This window comes from Saccharopolyspora taberi, from assembly GCF_039534165.1.
In the GTDB taxonomy this organism is placed as follows: domain Bacteria; phylum Actinomycetota; class Actinomycetes; order Mycobacteriales; family Pseudonocardiaceae; genus Saccharopolyspora_D; species Saccharopolyspora_D taberi.
The window spans coordinates 57,109-73,807 of the sequence record NZ_BAAAUX010000018.1 but is presented as its reverse complement, the minus strand read 5'-3'; the positions used below and the strand labels follow the sequence as shown (position 1 = coordinate 73,807).

Sequence of the window (16,699 nt, the reverse complement as noted above, 5' to 3'; positions counted from 1 at the left end):
GGCCGCAAAGCTCCGGGGAGCATTTCCTCTCGCTTATGTCGATAACTCTAGCAGCCCCGTTTCCGGCGTTTTCAGGGGGGTCCGTTTCCGTCCCGCACCCCGTACTCACCAACGAGCACCGCATTGAGTTATCAATCCAGAAGCTTTGGTCGCCAGCGCTCGTTCCAGTTTTTCCCGGCCCGTGTCGCGCTGACATGAAGTAATTTACGCGCCGATGAACGTGGAGTCAAATCGGCTCGAAGCAGCGCCCGAACCGATCCGACCCGGCCAAAGCCGCAGGTCAATGACCGTTTCCGGCGCTGCTCCCAGGCTAGTACACCACTTTGACACCCGCAGTGTGACGCTTGCCACGACGAACTACCAACCAACGGCCGTGCAACAGGTCCTCCTTCGAAGGGGACCACGTCTCATCAGCGATTTTGGCGTTGTTGACGTACGCGCCGCCCTCGTTGACCGCCCGGCGGGCCGCTCCGCGACCCGCGACCAGACCGGTCTCGACCAGCAGCTCGACGATCGTCGGCTCGTCGGAGAGCCGGACCTCCCCGGTCGGGACCTCCGACATGGCCGCCTCCAGGGTCGGCTCGTCGAGCTCGGCGAGCTCGCCGCGGCCGAACAGCGCCTGGCTCGCCGTGATCACCTGCCGGGTCTGCCGCTCCCCGTGCACCAGGTTCGTCAGCTCCTCGGCCAGCTTCTTCTGCGCCGCGCGCAGCTGCGGGCGCTCGGCCGTCGTCGTCTCCAGCTCGTCGATCTCCTCCTTCGGCAGGAAGGTGAACAGCCGGAGGTACTTGACGACGTCGGCGTCGGCGGCGTTGACGAAGTACTGGTACCAGGCGTACGGCGAGGTCATGTCCGGGTCGAGCCAGACGTTGCCGCCGCCGGTGGACTTGCCGAACTTGCGGCCTTCGGAGTCGGTGACCAGCGGCAGCGTCAGCGCGTGCGCCGCGGCGCCCTCCTGCTTCCGGACCAGGTCGACGCCGGCGATGATGTTGCCCCACTGGTCGGAGCCGCCGAGCTGGAGGCGGGTGCCGTACTTGCGGTGCAGCTGCACGTAGTCGTTGGCCTGCAGGAGCATGTAGCTGAACTCGGTGTAGGAGATGCCGTCGGTCTCCAGGCGCCTGCGCACCGTCTCGCGGGCGATCATCGTGTTGATCGAGAAGTGCTTGCCGATGTCGCGCAGGAACTCGGTGACCGACAGGTCGGCGGTCCAGTTCGCGTTGTTCTCCATCACCGCGCCGGTCGGCGAGTCGTCGAAGTCGACGAACGCCGAGAGCTGGCGGCGGATCCGCTCGGTCCACTCCACGACGGTGTCGGCGTCGTGCAGGTTGCGCTCGCCGACGTCGCGCGGGTCGCCGATCAGCCCGGTCGCACCCCCGGCCAGGACCACCGGCCGGTGGCCTGCCTGCTGGAAGCGCCGCAGGGTCAGGATCGGGATCAGGTGACCGGCGTGCAGGCTCGGGCCGGTGGGGTCGAAGCCCGCGTACAGAGTGAGCGGACCGGCGTCGAGCTCGGACCGGAGGGTGTCGAGATCGGTGGACTGCGCGATCAGGCCGCGCCAGGACAGCTCGTCAAGGATGTGCTCACTCACGCGCCCAAGTTTCGCGCATGGCCGCAACCGGCATCACGCCCGGTCCCGGGGTCGCCGCCGGCCTCCGCGCCGGTAGGCGCTCACCGCCGGGGAACCGTCGACCCAGGACCGCCACGGCAGGTCCATCGCGGTGGCCACGCCGACCCGCGGTCCGGTGCGGACGTCGTCCTCGTCGACCGGGTGGCCGTTGTGCAGGGTGATCGGCGAGTCGGGCGCGGTCAGGTCGATCCCGTTGTGCTCGCCGGTGATGCCGAGCACCGACGCGAGCCGCGCCGGGCCGCTGGCCAGCTGCGCGTCCTTGCGCACCGCGGGCCTGCGCGTGCGGGCGAGGTCCGCGCCGGTGGTGATCTCCCCCGCCCGCAGCAGGACCGCACCGGGGACGCCGTCGGTCAGGCAGACCACGTTGATGCAGAAGTGCATGCCGTAGACGAAGTACACGTAGAGGTGCCCGGCCGGACCGAACATCACGGCGTTGCGTTCGGTCCGGCCGCGGTAGCAGTGCGAGGCGGGATCGTCGCCGCCCCGGTACGCCTCGACCTCGACCAGGCGGACCCGCACGTCGCCCTGCGGGCTGGTCGACCGCAGCTCGCAGCCGAGCAGGTGGCGCGCCACCCACAGCGGATCGTGTGCGAGCTCGTCGCGGGTCACCTGGGCCATGGGGGCACAGTACCGCTCGGGATCAGGCCGACAGCCACCGTCGATGGTCGGTCGTCGTGGCGACGACGCGGTCGCGCTGCTCGGCGACCCGGGCCGGGGCGGTGCCGCCGTGCGCGTCGCGCGAGGCGATCGAGCCGGGCACGGTCAGCACCTCGCGGACCTCGGCGGTCAGCGCCGGGTGGACGGCGGCGAACTCGGAGTCGGTGAGCTCGTCGAGGCCGACGCCGCGGGACTCGGCGGCGCGCACGCACTCCCCGGACGCCTCGTGCGCGACGCGGAACGGCACGCCCTGGCGGACCAGCCACTCGGCGATGTCGGTGGCCAGGGTGAACCCGGCGGGCGCGAGCTCGGCGAGCCGCTCGGTGTGGAAGGTCAGGGTGCCCAGCATCCCGGCCATCGCGGGCAGCAGGAGCTCCAGCTGCTCGACCGAGTCGAACACCGGTTCCTTGTCCTCCTGGAGATCCCGGTTGTAGGCCAGCGGCTGGGCCTTGAGGGTGGCCAGCAGGCCGGTGAGGTTGCCGACCAGGCGGCCGGACTTGCCGCGGGCGAGCTCGGCGACGTCCGGGTTCTTCTTCTGCGGCATGATCGAGCTGCCGGTGGCCCAGGCGTCGTCGAGGGTGACGTAGCCGAACTCGGCGGTGTTCCAGATGATCACTTCCTCGGCGACCCGCGACAGGTTGACGCCGAGCATCGCGAGGCAGAACGCCGCCTCGGCGGCGAAGTCCCGCGAAGCGGTGCCGTCGATGGAGTTGTCGGTCGCACCGGCGAAGCCGAGTTCGGCGGCGACCGCCTGCGGGTCGAGCCCGAGCGAGGAGCCCGCCAGGGCGCCGGAGCCGTAGGGCGAGAACGCGGTGCGGGCGTCCCAGTCGCGGATGCGGCTGACGTCGCGCAGCAGCGCCTGGCAGTGCGCGAGCAGGTGGTGCGCGAGCAGCACCGGCTGCGCGTGCTGGAGGTGGGTGCGGCCGGGCAGCACCGCGTCGGGGTGCGCGGTGGCCTGTGCGACGAGCGCGTCGACCACGTCGAGCACGCCCGCCGTGACGCGGCGGAGCGCGTCGCGCAGCCACATCCGGAACAGGGTGGCGACCTGGTCGTTGCGGGAGCGGCCCGCGCGGAGCTTGCCGCCCAGCTCGGGGCCGACCCGCTCCAGCAGGCCGCGTTCGAGGGCGGTGTGCACGTCCTCGTCATCGATGACCGGCTGGAACGCGCCGGATTCGACGTCCGCGGCGAGCACGTCGAGACCGGCGAGCATGCGGTCGAGCTCGTCGGCGGTGAGCAGGCCGGCCCGGTGCAGCACGCGGGCGTGGGCGCGCGAGCCCGCGATGTCGTAGGGCGCCAGGCGCCAGTCGAAGTGCGTCGACAGGCTCAGCGCCGCCATCGCCTCGGCCGGGCCGGAGGCGAAGCGACCGCCCCAGAGCTTGGTGGGCTCGCTTCCTTGCTGCGTCACGGTTTCTTCCTCGTCGTCGCTAGGGGTCGTCAATGGGGGATTCCGGGTTGGGTGCCAATCTGCCAGCAGCCCTTCCCGCACGATCAGGGGATGGTCAGGCGCACCTGGCGCCGTGCTCGCCGTTGAGCAGCACCCGGATCTCGCCGGTGACGTGCTGCTGGGTGTCGGCGACGAAGGCGTCCAGCGCGGTCTTCAGCGGTGCGGACCAGCGGCCGTCGTGGACCAGCTCGCGCCAGCGGCGGCCGACGGTTCGCCCGAACCGGGCCAGGTCCGGGTCGAGGGTGTTGTCGGCGAGTTCCCGGTGGGCGGTGCTCAGCGTCCGCGCGCCCGGGGCCTCGAAGATCGCGCGGTGCCTGCCGCCGGAGCGGCGGTTGAGCTCCCGGACGGCCTGCAGGACGGTGACGGTCTCGCCGTCGATGGCGACCGGGACGCCCCGGTCGAAGGTGATCATCAGCTCGTCGGGGTCGCCCGGGTCCGGGACGTGGACGCGCCGGTCGATCGGTCGTGCCGCGCGGGCGAGGACCTCCAGGTCCGGTGCCAGCGCGGCGATCACGGCCGTGAAGCGGTCGCTCCAGCCGTGCACGACGGTGGTGGCGCCGCGGGTCCGGGCCGCCGCGGCGAGGTGCTCGGCGATCAGCAGTCGCGACAGCGCCGGGACCAGCGGGCCCGCGTGGAGCGCACCGGCCTGCACCGCGGGCAGGTAGTACCGCTCGGCGAACTCGTCGCGGGCGTCGACCACGACTGCCTCCGCCGCGCCGCACTCCAGCGCCCGACTCCGCTCGCCCTCCACGTCCTCGCCCTGGCCGACGTCGACGATCGCGGCCACGGAACCGGGCCACGGCTGAATTCCGGCGGTGCAGGCGAAGACCACCCGCTCAGCCAACGTCCTGTTCCCCGTTCTGCTCCTCCTGCCGCTCCCCCGCCGCCATCGCGGTGAAGCGCTGGGCGAGGTCGAGGCCGGTCAGCGGTTCCCGGGCGATGACCATGACGGTGTCGTCGCCGGCGATGGACCCGACCACCTCCAGCAGCGCCGACCGGTCGATCGCGCTGGCCAGGAACTGCGCCGCGCCCGGCGGGGTGCGCAGGACGGTCAGGTTCCCGGAGCCGTCGGCGCTGACCAGCAGCTCGCCGAGCAGCCTGCTCAGCCGGGAGGTGCCGCCCTGCACGCCGCGGACCGGGCTGCCGTCCTCGGGGATGACGTAGACGGCGGCGCCGCCGTCCGGGCCGCGCAGCTTGACCGCGCCGAGCTCGTCGAGGTCCCGGGACAGCGTGGCCTGGGTGACCTCGATGCCGTCGCCGGCGAGGAGCTTGGCCAGCTCGGTCTGGCTGCGGATGCCCATCGAGGACACCAGCTCGACGATGCGCGCCTGCCGCGCGACCCGGGTGGTCATCGCTTCCCCAGCAGCCAGGACAGCAGCGCCTTCTGCGCGTGCAGGCGGTTCTCGGCCTCGTCGAACACCGCGCTGGCCGGGCCGTCGAGCACCTCGTCGGTGATCTCCCAGCCGCGGTGCGCGGGCAGGCAGTGCAGGACGGTGACGTCGGTGTTGCCGGTCGCGGCGAGCAGTCCGGCGTTGATCTGGAACGGGCGGAACGGGCTGACCCGGTCCTTGCCGTCGTTCTCCTGGCCCATCGAGGTCCAGGAGTCGGTGACCAGCACGTCGGCGCCTTCGACCGACGCCTGCGGCTGGTCGAACAGCTCCACCGACCCGCCGGTCTCGGCGGCCCGCTTCCGCGCCGCGTCCAGCACCCAGGGCAGCGGCGCGAACCCGGCCGGGGCGCCGACGCGGACGTGCAGCCCGGCGGTGGCACCGCCGACCAGCAGCGAGTGCGCCATGTTGTTGGCGCCGTCGCCGAGGTAGGTCAGGGTGAGCCCGGCGAGCCTGCCGTGCCGCTCGCGGATCGTCTGCAGGTCGGCGAGGACCTGGCAGGGGTGGAACTCGTCGGTGAGCGCGTTGACCACCGGCACCGACGAGGCCGAGGCCATCGCGTCGATGCGGGCCTGGGCGAAGGTCCGCCACACCACGGCGTGGGCGTAGCGGGACAGCACGCGGGAGGTGTCCTCGATGGTCTCCTCGCGGCCGAGCTGCATCATGCGCCCGTCGACGACCAGCGGCTGGCCGCCGAGCTGGTGGATGCCGACCTCGAACGACATCCGGGTGCGGGTGGAGTTCTTCTCGAAGATCACCGCGACGGACTGGCCCGCCAGCACGTCCGAGCCCAGCGGGTCGGTCTTGAGCCGGTCGGCGAGATCGAGGATCTCGGCCTGTTCGGCCGGGCTGAGGTCGTCGTCGCGGAGGAAGTGCCGCAGCATCAGTTGGTCCCCTCGGAAAGCAGGGCGGGCAGGTCGGACAGCAGGCGCTGGACCTGGTCGGGCCGGATCACCAGCGGCGGGCACAGCCGCAGCGCGTCCGGTTTGACGGCGTTGACGAGGTAGCCGGCGCCGAGCGCGGCGGCGGCCACGCCTGCGGCGACCGGTTCGGCCAGCCCGACGCCGATCAGCAGGCCCTCGCCGCGGACCTCGCGGACCAGCGGGTGGTTCAGCGCGCGGATCCCGGCGATGAGCTCCGCGCCGATCCGGTCGACGTGGGCGAGCAGCCCCTCCTCGTCGATGGTGCGCAGCACCGCGAGCGCGGCGGCGCAGACGATCGGGTTGCCGCCGAAGGTGGTGCCGTGCTGGCCGGGGTGCAGCAGGTCGCCCGCCGCGCCGATGCCGATGCAGGCGCCGATCGGCAGGCCGCCGCCGAGGCCCTTGGCCAGCGTGATCACGTCCGGGGTGATGCCCGTGCGCTGGAAGGCGAACCACGATCCGGTGCGTCCGATGCCGGTCTGCACCTCGTCGAGGACCAGCAGCGCGCCGTTGCGGGTGGCGATCTCCCGCGCCGCGCGCAGGTAGCCGCCGGGCGGGACGACCACGCCGTTCTCGCCCTGGATCGGTTCGAGCACGACGGCCGCGGTGTTGTCGTCGACCACCGACTCCAGGGCCGCGACGTCGCCGTAGGGCACGTGCTCGACGCCCGGGGGCAGCGGCGCGAACGGGGCCTGCTTGGCGGGCTGGCCGGTCAGCGCCAGGGCGCCCATGGTGCGGCCGTGGAAACCGCCGTCGGTGGCCACGATCTTCGGGCGGCCGGTCAGCCGGGCGATCTTGAAGGCGGCCTCGTTGGCCTCCGCGCCGGAGTTGCAGAACAGCACCCGGCCCGCCGAGCCGACCAGGTCGAGCAGCCGTTCGGCCAGCCGCAGGCCGGGGTCGTGGGCGTAGAAGTTGGAGACGTGGCCCAGGGTGGTGGCCTGCTCGGTGACGGCCGAGACCACGGCCGGGTGGCAGTGGCCGAGCGCGTTGACCGCGATGCCGCCGACCAGGTCGAGGTAGGTGCGGCCGTCGGCGTCGGTGACCTCGGCGCCCGAGCCGCTGACCAGGGTCAGCTTCGGGGTGCCGTAGTTGTCCATCATGGACGCCTGCCAGCGCTTGCCGCCTTCGGCGTTGCCGCTCATCACTTCTCCCCCGTCCCGGCGGGCAGCACCATGGTGCCGACGCCCGCGCTTGTGAACACTTCCAGCAGTACCGAGTGCGCGAGCCGCCCGTCGATGACGTGCGCGCGGGGCACGCCGCCGCGCACCGCGCGCAGGCACGCCTCCATCTTCGGGACCATCCCGGACGCCAGCCCCGGCAGCAGTTCGGCCAGCCGGTCGGTGTCCACTCTGGACACCAGCGAGGACCTGTCCGGCCAGTTCGTGTACAGGCCCTCGACGTCGGTGAGCACGACCAGCTTCTCCGCGCCGAGCGCGACCGCGAGCGCGCCCGCGGCGGTGTCGGCGTTGACGTTGTGCACCACGCCGTCGGCGTCCGGGGCGACGGTCGACACGACCGGGATGCGCCCGGCGTTGATCAGGTCGAGCACCGCGTCCGGGTTGACCGCCACCACGTCGCCCACCAGGCCGATGTCGACCGGTTCGCCGTCGACCGTGGCGGTGCGGCGCTCGGCGGTGAACAGCTGGGCGTCCTCGCCGGACATGCCGACCGCGTACGGGCCGTGCTTGTTGATCAGGCCGACGAGCTCGCGGCCGACCTGGCCGACCAGGACCATCCGCACCACGTCCATGGTCTCCGGGGAGGTCACCCGCAGCCCGCCGCGGAACTCGCCGGTCATGCCGAGCCGGTCGAGCATGGCGGTGATCTGCGGCCCGCCGCCGTGCACGACGACCGGGTGCAGGCCCGCCAGCCGCAGGAACACCATGTCCTGGGCGAAGGCGGCCTTGAGCTCGTCGTCGATCATGGCGTTGCCGCCGTACTTGACGACCACGGTCGCGCCGTGGAAGCGCTGGAGCCACGGCAGCGCCTCGATCAGGACGCCCGCCTTCTCGGCTGCGGTGGCCAGCCGGTCTTCTACCGGGTTCATGAGGAGTACGCGCTGTTCTCTTCGACGTAGCCGTGGGACAGGTCGGTGGTCAGGATGGTCGCCTCGTGCTCGCCGAGGTGCAGGTCCACGACGATCTCGATGTCGCGGCCGGACAGGTCGGCCTCGGCGCGGTCGCGGGCCTTCGTCCCGCCGGCGAACAGGGTGACGCCGTTGGTGGCGATCTCCAGCTTGTCGACGTCGATCTCGGCCTCGGCCCGGCCCAGCGCCATGGCGATCCGGCCCCAGTTCGGATCGGAGCCGAACAGCGCGGTCTTGACCAGGTTGTCCTCCGCGATGATCCGTCCGATGTGGACGGCGTCGGCCTCGCTGGCGGCGCCGCGCACGGTGATGTCGATCGCCTTGGTCGCGCCTTCGGCGTCGGCCTGCAGCTGGCGGACCAGGTCCTGGCTGACCGAGGTCAGCAGGGCGGTGAACTCCGCCAGCGAGGGTTCGACGCCGGAGGCCCCGGAGGCCAGCACCAGCACGGTGTCGTTGGTGGAGGTGCCGCCGTCGACGTCGAGGCGGTCGAAGGTGACGCGGGTGGCCGCGCGCAGGGCCTTGTCCAGGTTCTCGCCGTCGATGACCGCGTCGGTGGTCAGCACGCTGAGCATGGTCGCCAGGTTCGGCGCGAGCATCCCGGCGCCCTTGACGAAGCCGCCGATGGACCAGCCCTCGCCCTGCCCGGTCGCCTGCTTGGCCTTGGTGTCGGTGGTCAGGACCGCGTGCGCGGCGTCGGTGGCTGCCTGCTCGGAGCCGTCGAGCGCCCGCGCGGCCGCGTCGACGCCGGAGCGCACCGCGTCCATCGGCAGCCGCTCGCCGATCAGGCCGGTGGAGCAGACCGCGACCTCGATCGCGCCGGTGCCCAGCACCTCGGCGACCTTCTCGGCGGTGGCGTGGGTGTCCTGGAAGCCCTCCGGGCCGGTGCAGGCGTTGGCGCCACCGGAGTTGAGCACGACCGCGCGCAGGCGGCGCTCCTGGAGGACCTGCCGGGACCACAGCACCGGCGCTGCCTTGACCTTGTTGGTGGTGAACACCCCGGCGGCCGCCTGGCCCGGTCCGTCGTTGACGACCAGGGCCAGGTCGCGGTCACCGCTGGCCTTGATCCCGGCGGCCACCCCGGCCGCCCGGAAACCGGCGGGTCCGGTCACGCTCATCGCTGCTCCTCATCTCGCGGGTCCCGGCCCCGGCGGGCCGGTGAACAAGCGCGGCTCATCAGGCCCCTTCGGGGTCCGCGGCCCGGACGGTGTGCCCGGCGGCGGTCAGCGCCGCCTCCGCGGCGCCGGCGGCATCGGCCGGGACGAGAATCCAGTCGGTGTCGAAGGTCGACAGGGTGAAGACGCTGACGTCGGCCTCGGCCAGCGGGACCAGCAGGCTGGTCAGCACGCCGGTCAGGGAGAACCCGAGCGGGCCCTCGACCTCCAGCGCCCGGAACGGCCCCTCGACCAGGACGTCCGGGCCGGCCTCGTCGGCCAGGCGGTGCGGGAACACGATCGTCCGGCCCGCCGCGGTCGTCAGGCTGCCGTGGATCGGCGCGGTGCCGCCGGTGAGGGCGATGTTGACGTGCGCCGGGACCAGGCCGACCGCGAGCGGTTCGGCGTGCAGACGCAGCGCGAACCCGGTCACGGCGCCACTCCCACCAGCGGCAGGCCCGCGGTCTCGGGCAGGCCCACGGCGAGGTTCATGCACTGCACCGCGCCGCCGGCGGTGCCCTTGGTCAGGTTGTCGACGGCGCCGACCGCGACCACCCGCCCGGCGTCGGCGTCCACGGTCACCTGGAGGTGCACGGTGTTGGCGCCGAGCGTGGCGGAGGTCTGCGGCCAGGAACCCTCGGGCAGCACGTGCACGAACGGCTCGTCGGCGTAGGCGTCGAGGTAGGCCTTGCGGACCGCGTCGGCGTCGCCGCGCAGCGGGGCGCTGCACGTGGCGAGGATCCCGCGCGCCATCGGCGCGAGGACCGGGGTGAAGGAGACCTTCACCGGTTCGCCCGCGGCGGCGGACAGGTTCTGGACCAGCTCCGGGGTGTGCCGGTGCGCGCCGCCCACGCCGTAGACGCTGGCCGAGCCCATGACCTCGGCGGAGAGCAGGTGCGGTTTGAGCGCGCGGCCCGCGCCGGAGGTGCCGGTGACCGCGACGACGACCGCTTCCGGCTCGACCAGGCCCGCGGCGAGCGCGGGGACGAGCGCCAGCGAGGACACCGTCGGGAAGCAGCCGGGCACGGCGACGCGCTTGGCGCCGGTGAGCCGGGCGCGGGCGCCGGGCAGCTCCGGGATGCCGTAGGGCCAGGTGCCCGGATGTTCGCCGCCGTACCAGCGGGCCCAGTCGGTGGGGTCGTTGAGCCGGTGGTCGGCGCCGCAGTCGATGACCACCGCGTCGTCGCCGAGCTCGGCGGCGATCTCCGCGGAGTGGCCGTGCGGCAGCGCCAGGAAGACCACGTCGTGCCCGCTGAGCTCGGCGACCGTGGTCTCGCCCAGCACGCGGTCGGCCAGCGGCAGCAGGTTCGGGTGCTGCGCACCCAGCCTGCTGCCCGCGTTCCCGCCCGCGGTCAGCGCACCGATCTCGACGTCTGGGTGCGAGAGCAGCAGGCGGAGAAGTTCCCCGCCCGCGTAGCCGCTGGCACCCGCCACAGCAACCCGAACCATGCGGATGATTATGCACGAGGATGCAACATCAATCAAACGCGATCGCCGGGTGGTGGCCAGATCACCGAGGTCACGCACCAGGCGCCCGCGCGAGCCGGTCCGCATAGGAGGCGTCGAAGATCAGCGGGAGTTCGGTCGAGATCCAGCCCGGCCGAGGGGATTCTTCCGGCTTCGCATCACGAAACGCTCACGCCCGGCCAAGCGAGGATCGCGTCGATCCGCTCGGCGTGCTCGGGCATCACCCGGCGGAGCTGGTGCAGATCGCGGCGGAAATCGGCGCGGGCCTGGAGCGGAACGGGCTGCTGGAACACCCGCTGGGCCTGGCCGAGGGCTTCGTCGTACTCGCCCAGGGCCAGGTGGATCACCACCAGGTTGGTCTGGAGCCAGACCTCCTCCGGCCGGTCGGCGCATTCCCGTCGCGCCGCCTCCAGCGCCAGGCGCAGGCACGGCTCGACGTCCGCGTCGTCTCCCCTGGCGCGCCGCACGAGCCCGCGGACGTGGTGGTGCCAGGCCGAGTCGTGCTCCAGGCAAATCGGATTCTCCAGCTGTGCGAGCGCGCCGTCGAGGTCGCCCGCCGCGAACATCGCGTCGGCCAGCACGAAGTGGTGGTACGGGTCCTCCGGTTCGAGCTCGCAGACCCGGGTCGCATCGGCCAGCGCGGGCGCGGGGTCGTCGAGCATGAGGTGGACCAGAGTGCGGCGGTAGTAGTAGTCGGCGAACTCGGGATCCAGCCTGATGGCCTCGTCGAGATCGGCTCGGGCCCGCTCCCACTCGCAGCGCTCCTGCCACAGGTCCGCGCGGCGGCACAGCGCCCAGTCGTCGGTGGGATCCAGCCGGATCGCCTCGTCGAGATCGGCCATCGCCTTGCCGGATTCGCCCGCGCTCCGCCAGATGTGGGCGCGCTGGCTGTAGCCGTAGGACTGCCGCGGATCGAGTTCGAGCGCCCGGCCGAGATCGCTCAGCGCCTTCTCCCGCGCCTCAATCCGCTTGTGCTCGACCCCGCGCCACAACCAGCCTTCGGCGAATTCGGGATCAAGCTCGATCGCGCGGTCGTAGCACGCCAGCGCCCCCTGCGCATCGCCCTGCTCCGAGATGATCCAGCCGCGCTTGACGTGCAGGAACGCGTCGTCGGGTTCCTGCGCGATGGCGCGGTCGATCAGTTCGAGCGCGACCTGCTGCTCGCCCCGGCTGCGCTGGACCGAGCAGAGCGCCGAGATCGCCCACGTGTTCTCCGGATCGCGTTCCAGCGCACCGGAAAGGTCGGCCAGCGCCCCGTCCAGGTCGCCGTTGCTCAGGCGGCTGACCCCACGCTCGGCCAGGTCGAAGTCCCGGTCCGGTTCGGCTTCCAGCGCGAAGGTGAGGTCCGCGATCGACGCGGCGAAATCGCCCCGCATGCGGTGCACGGTCCCGCGCCACGAACGGCACGGGACCGAGTCCGGCCGGATCTCCAGCGCCGCTTCCAGGTCCGCCAGCGCGGAGTCGGGTTCGTCGTCGTCGATGTGGCAGATCGCCCGTGCCAGCAGCGCCGTGACCCGCCGGTCGCCCTTCAGCCCGCCCTCGTTGACGATCAGGCTCGCGAACCGGGTCAGCGAGGAGTCGTCGCTGACCAGCTCGCCGAGCCGCGCGCCCCACCGGCGGAGGTCGCCGACGTCGGTGTCGCGCCCCGCCGCGGCGATCACCTCCGCCCACCGGCGGGCGAGCCCGATGCCGCGCCTGGCCGCCTCGGCCGCGCCCTCCAGCACCTCGGCACGGCCGCCGAACGGATCCGCGCAGAGCAGGTGGTAGTGCTGTTCACTGGTCGGTCGCACCCAGTCGACGGTCCAGGAGTACGGCTGATCCACTTTGGACGCGACGGAGCCGAAGTGCTCGGCCAGCGCCTGGTGCCGCTCGGCGAAGCGCTGCGGCGATCGGGTGCGCTGCAGCCGGACCATCTGCTCGCGGACGACCTGGTGGTACTGCGGCCTGCCGTGCTCGTCGGAGACGAACGGCAGCGTCCGCAGCCGTTCCAGCACCTCGGCCGCGCGGTCCTGCCCGACCAGCACGGCGAGCACGTCCTCGTCGAGCGTGCGCGGGAGCGCGCCGAGCAGCGCGTCCTTGCGGTGCTGGGGATCCGGCTCCCACTTCAGGAATCGCTCCACCGCGCTGCCGCTGGGATCGCCGATCTCGTCCGGATCCCGCGGTCCGCGTTCGGCGAGCATCGCGACCAGCAGCGGAAGTCCGCCGGACAGGCCGAAGACGACCTCGGCCACCCGGTCGTCGCGGACTCCCCTGCGCTCCAGCAGCTTGCGCGCCTCGGCCTCGGTGAACGGCTCCAGCTGCCAGTCCTCGACGACCAGCGAGTACTCGCCCCACAGGTTCCGGTCCAGCGGCTGCTGCCCGACGAAGACGAAGGTCAGGTTCGACGGCAGTTCCCCGTAGTGGCCGCCGAAGATCCGCAGCAGCCACTGCTCCAGCACCTGCGAGGTCCGCTCGAAGGTGTCGAACATCAGCACCAGCGGACGGTGCCGGGCCAGCTCCCGCAGGTCCTCCACCAGCAGCGGGGTCAGCTCCTCCACCGGCGAGAGCACCAGCCGCACGTCGGCGTGGTTGTTGAACTTGTGCGACAGGAAACCGCGCGCCTTCTCCACCCGGTCGGCGATGTCCTCCGGTGTGAACGCCTCGGCGAGCAGCCCGAGGCCGGGCACCGCCTTCATCGCGCCGACCGTCATCCGCACCGTCGCCGAGGTCAGCAGTTCCCGGGCCGCCGAGGGCGCTTCGGGGTCCATCAGCAGTTCGTCCTGCCGCCGCTGGTACTGCTCGTAGCGCTGGGTGAACCGGCGGGACCGGCCGCCCCGGGCCTCCAGCTGGCGGGTGATCGCGACCATCGTGGTGACCAGGTCGAGCTCGTTCTCGTCGGTGGCGGTGACCAGCGCCTCGGCCTCCAGCGCGATCGCGCGCAGCTGCCGCAGCAGGTAGGTCTTGCCGATCCCGGCCTGGCCGTGCACCGAGAACACGAACTTCCGGTCCGTGGCGGGCATCCGGAAGTTCTCCCGGAACGCGTGGCGGTGGTGCTCCCGCCCCACGAAGTCACCCCGCTGCTTGCCGCGGATGATCTCCTGGAAGCTCGGTGCGCGATCCATGCGGTCAAGGCTGCCACGGCCGGACGCCCCGGTGGGCCGGTCCGCCCCCTTCGCCGCCTCCGGAGCCCGGTTGGTTCAATGTTGATCATGTTGTCGGGGTGGAAGGTGCGGTTGCGCCGCGTCGTACCCGCCGACCGGCCCGGCCTGGCAGCCTTCGACCGGGGCGATGCCGTCGACTACCGGCACTGGCCCGCGCACCGCGCCTGCCCGCCCGTGCAGGGCGACGCCCTGCAGCTGGCGATCGAGACGTTCGACGGCGTCCTCGTCGGCTCGGTGTGCACCACCCCGACCAGCCCGCGCACCGGCCGGTTCGGCTACGGCATCGGCATCGGTCCCGCCCACCAGCGCCGCGGCTACGCCGACGACGCGATCGGCGTGCTGCTCGACTTCATGTTCGCCAGGCGCCGCTACCGCAAGTGCGAGGTCGGGATCTTCCGCTGCAACCACGCTTCCCTGTGCCTGCACCGGAAACTCGGCTTCCGCGAGGAAGCGCGGTTGCGCGACCCGGAATCCGGTCTCCGGCCGCTGGTGCTGATGGGGCTGACCGCCGAGGAGTTCGCCGCGCGCCCGGCACTGTCCCGGCGGTGAACCAGGGCCTTCGGTCCTCAGCCCGGCGTCGGGTGCTTCACGTGGACGACCCCGGATTCCGGTGCCAACAATGGAAATCGGCCGGATTGCCCGGCCACGCCGATCGCGACAGTGCTTCCTCGACCAACAGGGCTGATCTTGTGCGTCTGAAGAACTTCCCCGCAGGTACGTTGCTCATCATGGCTGTGGTGCTGGCCATCCTCGCACCGCCGAACGGCGCGACCGCCGAGACCGAAGCCCCGCCGATCACGCCACGTGTCGAACTGTGCGCACCTCGTGACGGACACGGGCGGCGGGAGGCGGAAAACCACGACCACTCACCGCACGACCACCAGGACGAGGCCGAGCGCCGGTCCCTCCACAAACCCAAGGCGCGCGAGGTGAAGCTGCCGCAGTGACTCCGAGCGGCTGCACCGGCTCTCCGGAATCACCGCACACGCCGACGTCGCGGGGAGTTCACCCGGTCCCTCCCGCCAGCCGGACCAGCAAGTGGAACGGCCTTGGCAGGGCGGGCGAGCTGGCTAGCATGATCGGGGTGCCGCACCTGAGCCTGTCCGCGAGCCGCCGGCAGTTCCTGTTCTTCTCCGGCATGGCCGCGGCGACCGCCGCCATCGGACCGCCGACCGCCTCCGCCGAACCGCGCAGACAGCCGAACTTCGTCGTGATCCTCGCCGACGACCTCGGTTACGGGGAACTGGGAAGCTACGGCCAGGAGCTGATCCGGACCCCCAACCTGGACCGGCTCGCCGCGGAAGGGGTTCGCTTCACCCAGGCTTACGCGGGCGCGCCCGTCTGCGCGCCGTCGCGGTGCACGCTGCTCACCGGCCTGCACACCGGCCACAGCACCGTCCGGCAGAACCCGGAGAACGGGCCGCAGGGATCGCTCGGCGAGGCCGACGTGACGTTCGGCCAGGCGCTGCGCAACGTCGGCTACCGCACCGCCGTCATCGGCAAGTGGGGCTTCGGCCCGGAGGAAGCCGGCGACGTCAGCTACCCGCACCAGCGCGGTTTCGACGAGTTCTTCGGCTACGTCACCCATTCCCACGCGCACCAGTACTACCCCGAGCACCTCTGGCACGACGACCGGAAGGTGGCCATCGAGGAGAACGCCGGGGGCGCGCGGCAGGTGTTCGCACCGGACCTGTTCGCCGACCTGGCCGGGGATTTCGTCGCGCACAACAGGAACCGGCCGTTCCTACTCTTCTACACCCCGAACCTCCCGCACGCGCCGCAGGACGTGCCCACCGACGAGCCGTACTCGGACCGCCCGTGGCCGGAGGGCGACCGGGCGCACGCGGCCCAGATCACCCGGCTCGACGGCTACGTCGGCAGACTCTTGGAAGCCCTCCGGGAAAACGGGCTCGACGAGAACACCATCGTGCTGTTCGCCAGCGACAACGGCGCGCACGAAGAGGGACGGCCGCCGTTCGACCCGCAACGCTTCGGCGGCAGCGGTCCGCTGCGCGGCTACAAGCGCAACCTCTACGAAGGTGGAATCCGGACGCCATTGCTCGCGTGGTCGCCGAAGCTGCTGCCGGAGACCGCGGGCACGGTCACCGACCAGCTCTGGGCGTTCTGGGACCTGCTGCCCACGCTCGCCGACTTCGCCGGTGCGGCAGTCCCCTCCGACCTGGACGGGATCTCCCTGCGCGAGACGCTGACCACCGGCAACGCGGTCGCCCGCGAGCAGCCGCTCTACTTCTACCGCCGCGAACCGGGAGTCACCCCGCGCGCGAACGCCGAGGACGCCGGGCGGCTCCGCAACGTCGCCGAGGCGTTGCGGCGCGGCGACTGGAAGGCGGTCCGGTTCGCGCCGGGGCGCGAGCACGACGTGCCCGACGAGCAGTGGGACGTCGAGCTCTACGACCTCCGCGACGACGTCTCGGAGCGCGACGACCTCGCCGGTCGGCACCCGGACATCGCGGGCGAGCTCGTCGCCGAGATGAACAAGGCGTGGGTCGACCCGTACCTCCGGACACCGCACGGCCTGCGCATCACCAGCTCCGGCGGCGAGGTCTCCGTGACCCTCCACAATGGATCCGCTGACCGCTATGCCGACGCCCGCCTGGAGCTGTCGGTGTCCGGTGGATCCGCCAGGCGGCTGGACGACGGCGCGCCGCCGGACCTCGCACCCGGCGAGTCGGCCTCGGGCCGCTGGGTGATCACCGGCGGCGCCGGGGAGATCACCGCGTCCGCGCTCTACACCTTCCGCGGGCAGCGCCACCACGAGCGGATTTCCCAGTCCGACAAGCGAAACGGCCGCCCGCGCTCGG

At 72.2% G+C, this 16,699-nt stretch carries 15 protein-coding genes; 3 read left to right on the top strand and 12 right to left on the bottom strand.

Annotated elements, in window-relative coordinates; translation table 11 throughout:
• Nucleotides 1–310: 310 nt before the first annotated feature.
• The 12 genes from tyrS to ABD691_RS21705 form a co-directional block, all read right to left on the bottom strand.
• Nucleotides 311–1,585: a tyrosine--tRNA ligase gene (gene tyrS / locus ABD691_RS21760; RefSeq protein WP_344682556.1), complete on the bottom strand. Its 1,275-nt coding sequence runs from the start codon at nucleotides 1,583–1,585 to the stop codon at nucleotides 311–313.
• A gap of 33 nt (nucleotides 1,586–1,618) precedes the next feature.
• Entirely contained in the window at nucleotides 1,619–2,242 is a 624-nt protein-coding gene (locus ABD691_RS21755) for a DNA-3-methyladenine glycosylase (protein WP_344682554.1), read from the bottom strand.
• Nucleotides 2,243–2,264: 22 nt separating this feature from the next.
• A complete protein-coding gene (gene argH, locus ABD691_RS21750; RefSeq protein WP_344682552.1) occupies nucleotides 2,265–3,686 on the bottom strand; it encodes an argininosuccinate lyase in 1,422 nt (473 codons plus the stop codon).
• A gap of 94 nt (nucleotides 3,687–3,780) precedes the next feature.
• Nucleotides 3,781–4,569, bottom strand: coding sequence for an argininosuccinate synthase domain-containing protein (locus ABD691_RS21745; protein ID WP_344682550.1), 789 nt, complete (start codon nucleotides 4,567–4,569; stop codon nucleotides 3,781–3,783).
• A complete protein-coding gene (locus ABD691_RS21740) occupies nucleotides 4,562–5,077 on the bottom strand; it encodes an arginine repressor (RefSeq protein ID WP_344682548.1) in 516 nt (171 codons plus the stop codon). The genes ABD691_RS21745 and ABD691_RS21740 overlap by 8 nt, the downstream gene beginning before the upstream one ends.
• Nucleotides 5,074–5,997, bottom strand: coding sequence for an ornithine carbamoyltransferase (gene argF, locus ABD691_RS21735; protein ID WP_344682546.1), 924 nt, complete (start codon nucleotides 5,995–5,997; stop codon nucleotides 5,074–5,076). Before argF ends, ABD691_RS21740 begins: the two co-directional genes overlap by 4 nt.
• On the bottom strand, nucleotides 5,997–7,175 hold the full coding sequence (locus ABD691_RS21730; protein ID WP_344682544.1) for an acetylornithine transaminase: 1,179 nt from the start codon (nucleotides 7,173–7,175) through the stop codon (nucleotides 5,997–5,999). The genes argF and ABD691_RS21730 overlap by 1 nt, the downstream gene beginning before the upstream one ends.
• Nucleotides 7,175–8,080 (bottom strand): acetylglutamate kinase, encoded by a 906-nt coding sequence (argB, locus tag ABD691_RS21725; RefSeq protein WP_344682542.1) that lies wholly within the window; start codon nucleotides 8,078–8,080, stop codon nucleotides 7,175–7,177. The genes ABD691_RS21730 and argB overlap by 1 nt, the downstream gene beginning before the upstream one ends.
• Nucleotides 8,077–9,234, bottom strand: coding sequence for a bifunctional glutamate N-acetyltransferase/amino-acid acetyltransferase ArgJ (argJ, locus tag ABD691_RS21720; RefSeq protein WP_344682540.1), 1,158 nt, complete (start codon nucleotides 9,232–9,234; stop codon nucleotides 8,077–8,079). The genes argB and argJ overlap by 4 nt, the downstream gene beginning before the upstream one ends.
• Nucleotides 9,235–9,292: 58 nt before the next feature.
• The gene (locus ABD691_RS21715) at nucleotides 9,293–9,703 is read right to left on the bottom strand and encodes an ACT domain-containing protein (RefSeq protein WP_344682538.1); all 411 of its coding nucleotides are present in this window, start codon (nucleotides 9,701–9,703) and stop codon (nucleotides 9,293–9,295) included.
• On the bottom strand, nucleotides 9,700–10,719 hold the full coding sequence (gene argC, locus ABD691_RS21710) for an N-acetyl-gamma-glutamyl-phosphate reductase (protein ID WP_344682536.1): 1,020 nt from the start codon (nucleotides 10,717–10,719) through the stop codon (nucleotides 9,700–9,702). The genes ABD691_RS21715 and argC overlap by 4 nt, the downstream gene beginning before the upstream one ends.
• A 176-nt stretch (nucleotides 10,720–10,895) precedes the next feature.
• Nucleotides 10,896–13,838 carry a tetratricopeptide repeat protein gene (locus ABD691_RS21705; protein ID WP_344682534.1) on the bottom strand — a complete coding sequence of 981 codons (2,943 nt, stop codon included), beginning with the start codon at nucleotides 13,836–13,838 and terminating at the stop codon, nucleotides 10,896–10,898.
• Nucleotides 13,839–13,925: 87 nt separating this feature from the next.
• On the opposite strand from ABD691_RS21705, the gene ABD691_RS21700 reads away from it, so the two are divergent.
• The 3 genes from ABD691_RS21700 to ABD691_RS21690 all read left to right on the top strand — a co-directional run.
• The gene (locus ABD691_RS21700; protein WP_344682532.1) at nucleotides 13,926–14,426 is read left to right on the top strand and encodes a GNAT family N-acetyltransferase; all 501 of its coding nucleotides are present in this window, start codon (nucleotides 13,926–13,928) and stop codon (nucleotides 14,424–14,426) included.
• Nucleotides 14,427–14,467: 41 nt separating this feature from the next.
• Nucleotides 14,468–14,824: a hypothetical protein gene (locus ABD691_RS21695; protein WP_344682530.1), complete on the top strand. Its 357-nt coding sequence runs from the start codon at nucleotides 14,468–14,470 to the stop codon at nucleotides 14,822–14,824.
• 137 nt (nucleotides 14,825–14,961) lie between these two features.
• Nucleotides 14,962–16,699, top strand: a 1,738-nt coding sequence (locus tag ABD691_RS21690) for an arylsulfatase (RefSeq protein ID WP_344682528.1), incomplete at its 3' end; no start/stop codon positions are given.

Coding starts and splice junctions, on each gene's coding strand:
- ABD691_RS21755 (WP_344682554.1), bottom strand. CDS start 2,242: ATGGCCCAGGTGACCCGCGACGAGCTCGCACACGATCCGCTGTGGGTG.
- ABD691_RS21740 (WP_344682548.1), bottom strand. CDS start 5,077: ATGACCACCCGGGTCGCGCGGCAGGCGCGCATCGTCGAGCTGGTGTCC.
- argF (WP_344682546.1), bottom strand. CDS start 5,997: ATGCTGCGGCACTTCCTCCGCGACGACGACCTCAGCCCGGCCGAACAG.
- ABD691_RS21730 (WP_344682544.1), bottom strand. CDS start 7,175: ATGAGCGGCAACGCCGAAGGCGGCAAGCGCTGGCAGGCGTCCATGATG.
- argB (WP_344682542.1), bottom strand. CDS start 8,080: ATGAACCCGGTAGAAGACCGGCTGGCCACCGCAGCCGAGAAGGCGGGC.
- argJ (WP_344682540.1), bottom strand. CDS start 9,234: ATGAGCGTGACCGGACCCGCCGGTTTCCGGGCGGCCGGGGTGGCCGCC.
- argC (WP_344682536.1), bottom strand. CDS start 10,719: ATGGTTCGGGTTGCTGTGGCGGGTGCCAGCGGCTACGCGGGCGGGGAA.
- ABD691_RS21705 (WP_344682534.1), bottom strand. CDS start 13,838: ATGGATCGCGCACCGAGCTTCCAGGAGATCATCCGCGGCAAGCAGCGG.
- ABD691_RS21700 (WP_344682532.1), top strand. CDS start 13,926: ATGTTGTCGGGGTGGAAGGTGCGGTTGCGCCGCGTCGTACCCGCCGAC.